Here is a 12,100-nt window from a genome sequence, read left to right on the forward strand (position 1 = left end):
CAATGAAACGTTTGTTTTCGCGCAATTCTGGAAATGAGGGGGTGCCTTTCGCCCTTCTACTGCCCAATCTTGTTACTTTGACAGGCATGTGTTTGGGCCTTACCTCGATCCGTTTTGCGATGGATGGGCGGTTCAAAACGGCGGTGGTGTTAATCCTGCTTGCGGCTGTGATGGACGGGCTAGACGGGCTGATTGCCCGCCGCCTCAACGCCACCTCTCGCCTTGGCGCAGAATTGGACAGCCTGTCAGATTTCCTTTGCTTTGGGGTCGCGCCCGCGCTGCTTGTCTATCATATGATCTTGGATGGCACTGGATCTTTAGGATGGATCGCCGTTTTGACCTTTGCAGGGGCAAGTTGCCTGCGCCTTGCGCGCTTTAACGTCATGCGGGCCGAACCTGACAAAACCGAGGACAGCACACCTGATCTCGATGATGTCATCGAAGAGGTTGAAAACAGCAAACCCCATTTCGTAGGCGTCCCTGCCCCAGGTGGCGCAATGTTGGGGCTATTGCCGCTTTATCTCATTTTTGCAGGTTGGGATTTCCCAATCATGCACCCGTTCGCTGCCGCGCTTTGGTTGGGGATTGTGGCGATTTTGATGATCTCCACGCTAAAAACCTTTTCGCCAAAGGCGCTGAAAATCCCGCGCTGGTCAATCGCACCTTTGATGATTGTAACAGTGGTCTTTATCGGCTTGATCTTTTCGATGCCTTGGACGCTCTTCGCTGCAATCTGCGCAGGCTATGGCACGTTGATCGCGGGCAATATCATCACCGCCCGCGGCAAGCTGTTTGGCTGATTAAGCGGTCTTATCGTCCTCAGCCTGTGCGGGCGGATCGTTATAGGCGGCCCAGCCGCAATCCCCACCTGATGGCGGCAATTCCGTTTCGCGCACCCGCCGCGCCATATAGGCCTTGGCGATAAAATGACCCGAAATTGGTGCGGTAAGGAACAAGAACAAGGTGATCAGCAGCTCGTGAAAGCTCAGATGCCCTTTTATCAATAGGAAATAGAGCATCGAGGCCAGAAGCACCCCCCCCACGCCTAAAGTTGCGGCCTTGGTCGGCGCGTGCAGCCTTTGCAACGTGTCTTGCAACTTGATGATCCCGAATGATCCCACAAGGCCAAAAATCCCGCCGATGACCAAGAGCGCGCTGATGATAATTTCTGCCAACATCGCCATCCCCTATTCGATAATGTCGCCGCGCAACAAAAAGCGGCAATAAGCAACGGTTGACACAAACCCGACCATTGCGATCAGCATGGAGGCTTCGAAATAAACGCCCGTGCCCTGCCAAATGCCGTAAAGCACGACCAAGGCAATGACATTCAGCACCATTGTATCCAAGGCAAGGATGCGATCCGCAAGATCAGCGCCCGAGGCCAGAATATAGAGATTGGCCAAGAGGCCGATGCCAAAACAGGCCATCGCGAAAATCAACGCATAGGTGATCATTGGAAAATCTCCTTCAAACGGCCCTCATAGCGGGTTTTGATCTCATCGCGCACGGCATCGGGATCATCCGTGTCCAAAGTGTGAACCAAGATCGCCTTCCCATCCGACGACAGCATGGTCGACACCGTGCCTGGTGTCATCGTGATGGTTCCCGCCAAAATCGTGATCGCCTCAGCCGAGGTCAGATCATGCGGCACTACCACCCATTGGGAATGGATATTGGCATTGCGCTTGAACAAGATCACCTTCGCGACTTGAATATTCGCGACAACAATATCCCACAGCACGATCAGCATAAATTCGATCGCCTTGAACGGGTGACGTAGAATAGGCCGATGCGGCCAGTAGATCGATGTCATAAACGGCAGAACAAGCCCGAGGGACCCGCCAAGCAAAATATTGCCAAGCGTCACCTTGTTGACGAGGCCCAACCAGACCAATGTCAGCAAAAGCGAAAGATAGGGATGTGGAAAGATGCGTCTGAGCATGGGGATCATCCTTCGCCATGGGGTGCAAGCACCGCCTCAATATAGCCCTGCGGGAAGAACAATTGATCCGCCGCAGCCGCGCCCGCGTCATAAATTGGGCCTGCAAAGAGGGTCAGCCCCACTAAGAGCGCGACAAGCGCACCCATTCCCGCCCCTTGCGATAGGGTGACAGGCGGGGCGGCCTCTGCATCGGGGTCTGCGGTGACCGTCACCGATTTCCAGAACAGGATTGATCCCGCGCGCACAAAGCCCAAGATCATCACCAAAGAGCCTATCAAGATGGCCGAAAAGGCCAAAGTGATATGCGGGCCATCGGCCAAAGCCTCGAGGATCAACAACTTGCCCAAGAAGCCGCTCAATGGGGGCATACCCACCATCGCAATCCCTGCGACAAAAAAGGCAGCTGCAAACAGCCCGTTTTGCGCCAAAGGTGCTGCAAGGATTAGCCTACCATCGTCGCCGCGCCGCGACAGATAGAGATCTGCAAATAAGAACAGCGCCGCTGCCGCAAGAGTCGAGTTCAGCATGTAATATACCGCCGCGGAGGCCGCCACGGGGGTCATGGCGGCAACCGCCAACATCATCGTGCCCATTGACCCGATCACCGCATAGGCGATGAGGTGCTCCAAACGTTTGGCGCCAAAGACACCAATCGCCCCAACCGCCAAAGTCAAAGCCGCCATTGGGATCAACCACGCGGTCACCATATCCCCAATCGCGCCCGCCTCAGGGCCAAAGGCGATGGTGTGAATGCGCAAGATTGCATAAGCCCCGACCTTGGTCATGATAGCGAAAAGCGCAGCAACGGGGGCGGGTGCGTTGGAATAGGTTGCAGGCAACCAAAATTGCACAGGGAACAACGCGGCTTTGACCGCAAAAACGAACAGCAACAAAATCCCCGCAACCCGCACAAGGGCTGTATCCTCTACAGGCACCTGCGCAATTTTCATGGCCATATCAGCGATATTCAGCGTGCCAGTCGAGGCGTAAAGCGTGCCAAGCGCGAACAAAAAGAGGGTCGAGCCTGCAAGGTTCATCACCACATATTGCAAGCCTGCCTTCAGACGGATTTTGCCACCCGCATGGATCATCAACCCATAAGACGCGATCAAGAGAACCTCAAAGAACACAAAGAGGTTGAACGCGTCCCCCGTCAGAAATGCCCCCACAATCCCCATAAGTTGGAATTGATAGAGCGCGTGGAAATGGCGGCCTCGCTTATCCCAATCGGTTACGACAACATGATAAAGCACCACCAAGGCCAAAATCGCCGTGAGCAAGACCATCAGCGCCGAAAGGCGATCAAGCACCAAAACAATGCCAAAAGGTGCGGGCCAATCGCCGAGGCGATAGACAAATGTCTCGCCGCCCGAAGCCATCACAAAGAGGCCAATCGCAAGACCCAATAGGCCAAGAACGCCTGCAAATGATCCAACCCGCGCAAGGGTTATGTCGTGCCGCATCACATAGGCGATGATCGGTGCAAGCATCGCGGGCAGAATAACGGGGGCAATGATCCAATGCATCATTTCGTCCCCTCTTCTGCTGCGTCGTCGGCGTCAAGATTGATCTCATCACTTTCGTTTTCGAAAAATGAGCCCAAGGAAATCATCACCAAAACCGCCGTCATCCCGAAGGAAATCACAATCGCCGTCAGAACCAAGGCCTGTGGCAACGGATCCGTGTAGGGCTGATCACCATAGGGGTTGAGGATGGGCGCTGCATTTACCACAAGGCGGCCTGTTGAGAACAAAAATAGGTTCACCGCATAGGATAAAAGGGCAAGACCAAGGATCACGGAAAAGGCCCGCAACCGCAAGATCAGGTAAACGCCCCCAGCGGTCAGAATGCCGACCGCGCTGGCTACAAGAAACTCCATCTCAAACCCCCTTCGCAGTCTGCTCTTGCGCCGTGTCATCGGCGCGCGCGGGATCAAAATCCATTGGTTCGGGATTGGCACGCTCGCCGCTGGTAAAGGCAATACGCGCCAAGGAATAGAGCATCAGCATCACCGCCCCCAGCACCGTCAAGAAGACGCCCAGATCAAAAAGGGCCGCTGTTGCCAATTCGAATTCCTCAATGGGCGGGAAATGGAAATACCCAAAGGCAGAGGTCAGGAACGGCGTGCCCGAAAGCCACGCGCCCATCCCCGTCATGCCTGCAATCACCACGCCCCAACCAATCAAGCTGTGATATTCGAATTTTTGCCGCTCCTGCGCCCAAGCAAAGCCTGACGCCATATATTGCGTCAAAAGCGCAATCGACACGATCAGCCCCGCAACAAAGCCACCACCCGGTTGGTTATGGCCGCGCAGGAACATGTAGACCCCGACCATCAACACGATAGGCAGCATCACGCGGGTTGCGACAACCATCATCAACGGGTGACGATCACGCGACAAATCCCCCCGATCAGGGTTCGCGCTGCGCCGCAACCGCCGCCCCACAGGGCCAGATAGCAGCGCCTCCATCAGGGCATAGATCACCAGACCCGCAATACCCAGAACGATGATCTCGCCATAGGTGTCGTAGCCACGGAAATCGACCAAGATCACGTTCACAACATTGGTGCCGCCGCCGCCTGTTTTGGAATTGGCGAGGTGGTAATGCGAGATTGACGAAAAATCCCGCAAGAGGAACGCCATGGACAAGGCGGCAACCCCAACACCCGCCGCAATCGCAATCGCACCATCGCGCATGCGCAAAGCGGGGCTGCTTTCGGTGGGGGTGTATTTCGGCAAAAAATGCAGCGCGATCAACAACAGCAAGATCGTCACCGTCTCAACCGAGATTTGCGTCAGCGCCAGATCAGGCGCCGAGAGGTAGACAAAGGCACCAGAGACACCCAGGCCAATAATACTGATCAAAATCAGCGACAAGAACCGCTTGCGGTGGTTCAAGACAACAAGCGCCGTTGCGATCACCATGGCCACCCACCCCGCTGCGGCTATTGGGGTGATTGGCAAAGCCTCGCGCGTGACAGGGCCGATACCCGCGCCGCTATATGCGATGTAGCCTGCCGCCAAAATGGCAACCACGAAGATTGCCAAATAGCGACTGATCGCGCCATTGTGCAACGCCTCGTTAAGGGCCGACATGGCCCGCTGAAGCGCGCCATAAAGAGCATCAAAAATCACTTTCGCCTCAGGGCGCAGCACCGCGTTCCAAAGACGCTCAAGCTTGTCATGCAAGGCGAGCAGGATCAAACCACCGACCACCGCGCCGATGGACATAAACAAGGCAGGCGTGAAGCCATGCCAAATCTTGAGGGCGTAATAAGGCAACTCCCCGCCGATAACCGCCTGCCCTGCCGTGGCCACCAAAGGCCCCGCAATCAAGGCGGGGAAGAGGCCGATCAAAACAACGAAAACGACCAAGAAGGCGGGCGCGGCCCACATCCCAAACCCTGGATCATGCGGCATATGCGGATAGTCATCCCGCTTTGGCCCAAAAAAGACATGAATGATCAAACGGAACGAATAGGCGACCGAGAATAATGCCCCCAAGGTTGCGAATACTGGCATCACCCAATGCGTCCCCGCCCAAGGGGTATGCACCGCCGCCTCAAGCATCATTTCCTTGGACAAGAACCCGTTGAAAAGCGGGATACCTGCCATAGACAACGACCCAATCACCGCAATCACCGCGGTGATGGGCATCAGATGACGCAAACCGCCAAGCCGCTTGATATCGCGGGTATGGGTTTCATGGTCGACAATCCCCACGCTCATGAACAATGCGGCCTTAAAGGTCAGGTGGTTGAGGATATGAAACACCGCCGCAACAGCGGCAAATTTCGTGCCCATCCCCAAGAGCAAGGTCAAAAGACCCAAATGGCTGACAGTCGAGAAGGCCAACAATGCCTTTAGGTCATCTTTGAACAGTGCGATTTTCGCGGCCATCACCATCGTGACCAAACCTGTCGTGGCCACGATATAGAACCACTCAGGCGTGCCTGCCAAAACGGGCCACATCCGCGCCATCAGGAAAATGCCCGCCTTCACCATAGTTGCCGAATGCAGATAGGCTGACACAGGTGTGGGCGCAGCCATCGCGTGGGGCAGCCAGAAATGGAAGGGGAACTGCGCGGATTTTGTAAAGGCGCCAAGCAAGATCAAAATCAGCGCCGGCAGATACCAGTCGGAGGCGCGGATCGCATCGCCTGCCTGCAAAATATCCGTCAGGTTATAGCTGCCTGCAATCTGACCCAAAATGACCAATCCCCCGATCATGGCCAAACCACCCGCACCCGTGACAGCCAAAGCCATACGCGCGCCTTGGCGACCTTCGGGCAGGTGTTTCCAGTAGCCAATCAGCAAGAAGGAGGAGAGCGAGGTCAACTCCCAGAAAATCAGCAAAAGCAGGATATTGTCAGACAAAACGATGCCGAGCATCGCGCCTTGGAACAGCAGAAGATAGGTGTAAAACTGCCCCATCGGGTCTTTGTCCGACAGGTAAAACCGCGCATAAAGCGTGATCAACAGGCCCACGCCCAAGATCATGCCCGCAAACATCAGGCCCAAACCGTCAAGGAAGAATGCCATCTCCAAACCCATGGCAGGCAGCCAAGGGACGGAATAGGTCAAAACCTCGCCACGAAATACCGCAGGGGCAAGCGTGCCCAACATAATAAGCGCCAAAGCCGTGGGGATCGCGGTAAATGTGGCGCAAGCATTGCGCCCCGCGCGGATCATCAACCCCGGCACCAAGGCGCCCAAAAACGGTAAAATGGCAATGATAGGCAATATCTGGCCTGCGCTGCTCATGTTACTTCCCTGTTCTAGGCGCATCTTGGGTGATGCGCGATTATGCTGGCTCAATCTGCAAAGGCTTTGCGGGAAAGGTCAATATCTGACACCCAATTAACGGCGCATTTTCTGCGTCCGATAGAGAATGCGCGTGAAAAACGCCAAGATATCGCCCCAACCTGCGCCAACCTGCCATGAGCGCATAATGGGAAGGTCACACTGACCGCTGCCCGTTCCTTTTGCCTTCTTCGGTGGTCTCAACTTTCTGTGAGGTGATCTAAAGCCCGAGATATGGTTCTGCAAGAGGTGGGCGGCTCATTTATGTAGGATTTCGGAAGGATTGGCCGCCACAGGGCTTGAGATATTCTGTCCGATATGGTCTGACTTGCCCTGCTAAACTCGGGGATTACCAAAAGGCCAGTGCATCGACCATGCAACCTACAGCTATGAGCGCGAAACACGCAATTTTGACCTGTTGCGATGAAGCTTCGGGGGGGGAATGCTGCCTTTTTGATGTCGCAGTTGCGTCAGCGCACAGATACACGCAGCTGCGTCTATTACGTCTTTACCGACCGCGCCCTCTCGGCCAGCACATCCGCCATGATCAAGCGTTACGCCACCTTGATCCACTGCGAAGATGTCTTTGATTTGGACGAATTTGCCCCTGATGGCCCCGATGGCGCCCCAAACCCCGCGCGGGAAAGTTTCCTTGTTCTCTTCGCGCTTGAGACGTTGACGCGGATTCACAGCAAGGTGCTGTTTGTCGATAAGTTCAGCTTTGCCTTAGGGGATTGGTTTGATGCGCTGTTCTCTTATCCCTTCACCGCCCCAGCGGAAGCTGTGCGCCGTATCTCATCATGGACACTGGCAGAGAGCGACAAAATCCCTGCCCCGTTTAAAGATCGCATGCCTGCGGGGTGTGAACGGGCGCTCAGCCCTGCTTTGCTGCTTGTGGATGCCGCGCAATTTTCAGAAACGGGCATCGGGCAAGCCGCAATTGCCGATTTGCGTAGCGAGGGCGGCACAAGTTTCAGCGCCTTGAACGTGGCCTTCGCGGATCGTTGGCAAGAGCTTGCGCCAAGATGGAATTGGCCGATGACGGAACAAATGGCCATTATCGGCGCGATGCGACCTTTGCAGCTTGTGAATTTCTTGGGCGGGCGGAAACCATGGTCAGATAATATCGGCTTTTTTGATGTGAAATATCTGACCAAAATCACCGCCTTTCTCACCTATGAAGAACGCGAACAAGATTTGCAGATGATCCGCAATAATGGATTTCAACCGCATAGAGAGCGGCGCCGACTGCGCTTTCTTGAAGGGTAATCAAGCAATCTGGTGCAAAGCTATGACCAGATCAAAGACTATATTGACCGCGAAGATTTCATTGATGGCGGCTTTTCGCCCGCATCAATACTTGATCTTACCTCTGATCTCGCAGCAGAGGATGATCAAACGTCCTGAGGCAGACGCAACAATGCCACAGCATCGCGTGCCAGCGGATGCAATCGGCCAGCCTGTGACGGGTCGCTGACAAGGCCTACAAAATCAGCGCGCATCTCTGGCCCCCAAAAATCGTTCAGATGGGCCGCAACACGTTCGGCCAACTCATCGCCTTTTTGGCTTTCGAAAAATGTGGCGATCTGGTTCGCCATCGTAATCAGCTTATCCGATGCCATAGTGATCTATCCTTGTTCTATCCTCTCGGGATGCGTGAAAATTTCAAATTGCCCTTTGCGCGCCAATGCCGCCACGCACAGACCCGCCTGATCTGCAACATCCAAGGCCAACGCGGTTGGTGCGGAAACCGCGATCAGCACGGGCGCGCCTGCGATAACGGTTTTTTGCACCATCTCAACCGAGACGCGGCTGGTGATCACAATCGCGCCCGCAGTCGGATCAAAATGTGCCGCCTCCATCGCGCCGATCAGCTTATCAAGCGCATTGTGCCGCCCGACATCCTCGCGCGCCAAGACAATGCCCTGTGAGGGCTGAAAAAACCCCGCCGCGTGAACCGCATGGGTTTCATCGTGCAAAGGTTGGTGACCCCGCAAAGCCTCCGCCGCGCCCAATAGCGGGGTGAGGGGCAAAGGAGCTATATCGTGCGGTAAGGGCGCGATATCCCGCATCGCTTGCGCAAGGCTGTCAATACCACACAGCCCACATCCCACAGGGCCCATCATCGAGCGCCGCCGCGCCTGCAACGCCTGCGATTGCGCGGAATCAAGCCAAAGCCGTGCTTCAATGCCTTCACCCGCCTCATGGCGGACAATCTCAATCTCGCGAATATCGGCATCGCTTGCAACAAAGCCTTCGGTCTTGGCAAAGCCCCGCGCGAAATCTTCGAGATCACGCGGGGTGGCCATCATGACCGCTTGAGTGCCTCCATCAAACACCATGGCCACAGGGCATTCTTCAGCCAAGGCACGGTCTTCAGCCGTCAGGCCGTCACGGGTGGCTTTTACCACCGCGCGCGCCAATGGGGCCGCAGCCATAGCTATTCCGCCGCTGGCAGAATACGCCGCGCCGCCTTGGCCTGCGCCTCATAGCTTTCTTGCCATTCAGTCGGGCCATTTGATTGCGACACTTGCACCGCTGTCACCTTATATTCAGGGCAATTCGTGGCCCAATCCGAGAAATCGGTGGTGATCACATTGGCCTGCGTCTGGGGGTGGTGGAAGGTTGTATAAACCACACCTGGGCTGACGCGATCGGTGATCTTGGCGCGCAGGGATGTCTCGCCTGACCGCGAGGCCAGCTTGACGTAATCGCCCTCCTTGATCCCGCGTGTTTCTGCGTCATAGGGATGGATTTCCAACACATCCTCCTCATGCCAAACGGTGTTTTCCGTGCGCCGTGTCTGCGCCCCCACATTATACTGGCTCAAGATGCGCCCTGTGGTCAGCAAAAGCGGGAAGCGCGGCCCTGTGCGCTCATCGGAGGCAACATATTCAGTCAGAATAAAGCGCCCCTTGCCGCGCACAAACCCATCGACATGCATCAATGGCGTGCCCTCTGGGTTTGCGTCATTGCACGGCCATTGCACGCTGCCTTTTTCCTCAAGCACCGCGTAATCAACGCCAGCAAAGCTTGGGGTGGTGGCGGCGATTTCCTCCATGATTTGAGACGGGTGCGTATAGTTCCACCCTGCCCCCATGGCATTGGCCAAGGCTTGCGTTACTTCCCAATCAGCCATCCCTGCCTTTGGCGCCATGACTTCGCGCACGCGGTTGATGCGGCGCTCGGCATTGGTGAAGGTGCCATCTTTCTCAAGGAAGGTTGAGCCAGGCAAGAAAACATGGGCGTAATTCGCAGTTTCATTCAAGAAAAGATCATGCACGATCACGCAGTCCATCGCGGCCAACCCTGCCGCCACATGTTTGGTGTCTGGGTCAGACTGAAGGATATCTTCGCCTTGGCAGTAAAGCCCTTTAAACTTACCCGCCACTGCCGCATCCAACATATTGGGAATGCGCAGGCCCGGCTCGGGGTCAATCTCGACACCCCAAGCTTGTTCAAAAATAGCACGCACATCGGCGTTTTTGACATGGCGATAGCCCGGCAATTCATGCGGGAAAGACCCCATATCACACGAGCCTTGCACGTTATTTTGCCCACGCAGCGGGTTCACACCCACCCCTTCGCGGCCCACATTGCCCGTAAGCATCGCCAAATTGGCGATCCCCATCACTGTGGTCGAGCCTTGGGAATGCTCCGTGACACCCAAGCCGTAATAAATCGCCCCATTACCGCCCGTTGCATATAGGCGCGCTGCGGCGCGCAGTTCCGCAGCAGGCACACCCGTCAAGGCCTCAACCGCCTCGGGGCTATGGCGCGGGTCGGAAATAAATTCTGCGTAATCCTCGAACTCATCCCAATCGCAGCGCTCGCGTATATAGGCCGCGTTCGCAAGACCTTCGGTGACAATCACATGGGCCATCGCCGAAACAACCGCCACATTGGTGCCTGGTTTCAACGGCAGGTGATGCGCGGCATTGATATGGGCGGATTTCACCAGATCAATGCGGCGTGGGTCGATCACGATCAGCTTTGCCCCTTGGCGCAGGCGCTTTTTCAGACGGCTTGCGAAAACGGGGTGTCCATCGGTTGGGTTGGCCCCAATCACGACAACCACATCCGCATGTGCGACCGAGTCAAAATCTTGCGTCCCTGCCGATGTGCCAAAGGTCTGGCCCAAGCCATAACCGGTTGGAGAATGGCAGACCCGCGCACAAGTGTCGGTGTTGTTATTGCCAAACACCGCACGCGCCAGTTTTTGCACAAGGAAGGTTTCTTCGTTCGTGCAACGGCTTGAGGTGATCACGCCGATGGATTTCTGGCCATACTTCGCCTGAATGCCCCGCAATTTTTGCGCGGCGAAGCCAAGCGCCTCCTCCCATGACACTTCACGCCATGGCTCGGAGATGTCATCGCGGATCATCGGGTTTAAAATGCGGTCTTTATGGGTAGCATAGCCATAGGCAAAGCGCCCCTTCACGCAGGAATGCCCGCGATTGGCCTTGCCGTGTTTATAGGGCACCATCCGCACCAATTGATCGCCATTCAATTCTGCTTTGAACGAACAGCCCACACCACAATAGGCGCATGTGGTCACGACCGGCCGTTGCGGCGTGCCCAATTCGATGACAGATTTTTCCTGCAAGGTTGCCGTTGGGCAGGCCTGCACGCAGGCACCGCATGACACGCAATCCGAACTGAGGAAATCGTCCAACGGGCCGCCCGCAGATACACGGCTGTCAAACCCGCGCCCTTCGATGGTAAGGGCAAACGTGCCTTGCACCTCCTCGCAGGCCCGAACACAGCGGTTGCAGACGATACATTTGGAGGGGTCATAAGTGAAATAAGGATTGCTTTCATCCTTGGGTAAATATTCAGGGTTGAGATCCCCATTGGTGTCACGCGCGGTGAAATGGTTGGCGATACTCGCCCCTTCGGTCGCGCTATAGCGCACATCGCGCAATCCAACCGCGCCCGCCATGTCCTGCAATTCGCAATCGCCATTGGCGGCACATGTCAAACAATCAAGCGGGTGATCGCTGATATACAGCTCCATCACCCCGCGGCGCAGTTTGTGCAGCTTGGCGTTTTGGGTATGAACCACCATACCCTCGGCCACGGGTGTCGTGCAGGAGGCGGACGTGCCGCGCCGCCCCTCGATTTCGACAACGCATAAACGGCAGGAGCCAAAGGCCTCAAGGCTGTCCGTGGCGCAGAGCTTGGGGATCGACAATCCCGCCTCGGCTGCGGCGCGCATAACGCTTGTGCCCTCTGGCACAGTAACCGCCACACCATCAATCGTCAGACTGACAGGCGCGCCCGTCTTAGCGGGCGTTCCCATGTCGCGGTCATCCCAAGGAATGATAAAATCTTTCATGGATCAAAACCC

The 12,100-nt window shown here is 55.9% G+C and carries 11 protein-coding genes; 2 read left to right on the forward strand and 9 right to left on the reverse strand.

Annotated elements, in window-relative coordinates:
• Positions 1-2: 2 nt before the first annotated feature.
• Positions 3-800 carry a CDP-alcohol phosphatidyltransferase family protein gene (locus tag AAC637_RS03945; protein WP_340302408.1) on the forward strand — a complete coding sequence of 266 codons (798 nt, stop codon included), beginning with the start codon at positions 3-5 and terminating at the stop codon, positions 798-800.
• On the opposite strand, the gene AAC637_RS03950 is transcribed toward AAC637_RS03945, so the two are convergent.
• Genes AAC637_RS03950 through AAC637_RS03975 form a run of 6 tightly spaced genes read right to left on the reverse strand, consistent with a single transcriptional unit; the run spans position 801 to position 6,711 of the window.
• On the reverse strand, positions 801-1,184 hold the full coding sequence (locus tag AAC637_RS03950) for a Na+/H+ antiporter subunit G (protein ID WP_445322707.1): 384 nt from the start codon (positions 1,182-1,184) through the stop codon (positions 801-803).
• A 3-nt stretch (positions 1,185-1,187) separates the two neighbouring features.
• Positions 1,188-1,457 carry a K+/H+ antiporter subunit F gene (locus AAC637_RS03955; RefSeq protein WP_340302410.1) on the reverse strand — a complete coding sequence of 90 codons (270 nt, stop codon included), beginning with the start codon at positions 1,455-1,457 and terminating at the stop codon, positions 1,188-1,190.
• Positions 1,454-1,945: a Na+/H+ antiporter subunit E gene (locus AAC637_RS03960; protein ID WP_340302411.1), complete on the reverse strand. Its 492-nt coding sequence runs from the start codon at positions 1,943-1,945 to the stop codon at positions 1,454-1,456. The genes AAC637_RS03955 and AAC637_RS03960 overlap by 4 nt, the downstream gene beginning before the upstream one ends.
• Before the next feature lie 5 nt (positions 1,946-1,950).
• Positions 1,951-3,474 (reverse strand): monovalent cation/H+ antiporter subunit D, encoded by a 1,524-nt coding sequence (locus AAC637_RS03965; RefSeq protein ID WP_340302412.1) that lies wholly within the window; start codon positions 3,472-3,474, stop codon positions 1,951-1,953.
• Positions 3,471-3,824, reverse strand: a complete 354-nt coding sequence (locus AAC637_RS03970) for a Na+/H+ antiporter subunit C (protein ID WP_340302413.1) — start codon at positions 3,822-3,824, stop codon at positions 3,471-3,473. Before AAC637_RS03970 ends, AAC637_RS03965 begins: the two co-directional genes overlap by 4 nt.
• A gap of 1 nt (position 3,825) precedes the next feature.
• Positions 3,826-6,711, reverse strand: a complete 2,886-nt coding sequence (locus AAC637_RS03975) for a monovalent cation/H+ antiporter subunit A (protein ID WP_340302414.1) — start codon at positions 6,709-6,711, stop codon at positions 3,826-3,828.
• 462 nt (positions 6,712-7,173) lie between these two features.
• Between AAC637_RS03975 and AAC637_RS03980 the strand changes: the two genes are divergently transcribed.
• Entirely contained in the window at positions 7,174-8,019 is an 846-nt protein-coding gene (locus AAC637_RS03980) for a hypothetical protein (protein WP_340302415.1), read from the forward strand.
• Positions 8,020-8,144: 125 nt separating this feature from the next.
• Here the strand turns inward: AAC637_RS03980 and AAC637_RS03985 are convergent, their stop codons facing one another.
• Genes AAC637_RS03985 through fdhF form a run of 3 tightly spaced genes read right to left on the reverse strand, consistent with a single transcriptional unit; the run spans position 8,145 to position 12,088 of the window.
• Positions 8,145-8,372, reverse strand: coding sequence for a formate dehydrogenase subunit delta (locus tag AAC637_RS03985; RefSeq protein WP_340302416.1), 228 nt, complete (start codon positions 8,370-8,372; stop codon positions 8,145-8,147).
• Between the two features lie 6 nt (positions 8,373-8,378).
• The gene (fdhD, locus tag AAC637_RS03990) at positions 8,379-9,188 is read right to left on the reverse strand and encodes a formate dehydrogenase accessory sulfurtransferase FdhD (protein WP_340302417.1); all 810 of its coding nucleotides are present in this window, start codon (positions 9,186-9,188) and stop codon (positions 8,379-8,381) included.
• 2 nt (positions 9,189-9,190) lie between these two features.
• Positions 9,191-12,088, reverse strand: a complete 2,898-nt coding sequence (gene fdhF, locus AAC637_RS03995) for a formate dehydrogenase subunit alpha (RefSeq protein ID WP_340302418.1) — start codon at positions 12,086-12,088, stop codon at positions 9,191-9,193.
• Positions 12,089-12,100: the final 12 nt, after the last annotated feature.

This window comes from Roseobacter sp. HKCCD7870 (assembly GCF_037830315.1).
GTDB lineage: Bacteria > Pseudomonadota > Alphaproteobacteria > Rhodobacterales > Rhodobacteraceae > M30B80.

Excerpts from the sequence above, each read along its gene's own strand:
- AAC637_RS03985 (WP_340302416.1), bottom strand. The coding sequence starts at position 8,372 with ATGGCATCGGATAAGCTGATTACGATGGCGAACCAGATCGCCACATTT.
- AAC637_RS03960 (WP_340302411.1), bottom strand. The coding sequence starts at position 1,945 with ATGCTCAGACGCATCTTTCCACATCCCTATCTTTCGCTTTTGCTGACA.
- AAC637_RS03945 (WP_340302408.1), top strand. The coding sequence starts at position 3 with ATGAAACGTTTGTTTTCGCGCAATTCTGGAAATGAGGGGGTGCCTTTC.
- fdhF (WP_340302418.1), bottom strand. The coding sequence starts at position 12,088 with ATGAAAGATTTTATCATTCCTTGGGATGACCGCGACATGGGAACGCCC.
- AAC637_RS03980 (WP_340302415.1), top strand. The coding sequence starts at position 7,174 with ATGAAGCTTCGGGGGGGGAATGCTGCCTTTTTGATGTCGCAGTTGCGT.
- AAC637_RS03955 (WP_340302410.1), bottom strand. The coding sequence starts at position 1,457 with ATGATCACCTATGCGTTGATTTTCGCGATGGCCTGTTTTGGCATCGGC.
- AAC637_RS03950 (WP_445322707.1), bottom strand. The coding sequence starts at position 1,184 with ATGGCGATGTTGGCAGAAATTATCATCAGCGCGCTCTTGGTCATCGGC.
- fdhD (WP_340302417.1), bottom strand. The coding sequence starts at position 9,188 with ATGGCTGCGGCCCCATTGGCGCGCGCGGTGGTAAAAGCCACCCGTGAC.
- AAC637_RS03965 (WP_340302412.1), bottom strand. The coding sequence starts at position 3,474 with ATGATGCATTGGATCATTGCCCCCGTTATTCTGCCCGCGATGCTTGCA.
- AAC637_RS03970 (WP_340302413.1), bottom strand. The coding sequence starts at position 3,824 with ATGGAGTTTCTTGTAGCCAGCGCGGTCGGCATTCTGACCGCTGGGGGC.
- AAC637_RS03975 (WP_340302414.1), bottom strand. The coding sequence starts at position 6,711 with ATGAGCAGCGCAGGCCAGATATTGCCTATCATTGCCATTTTACCGTTT.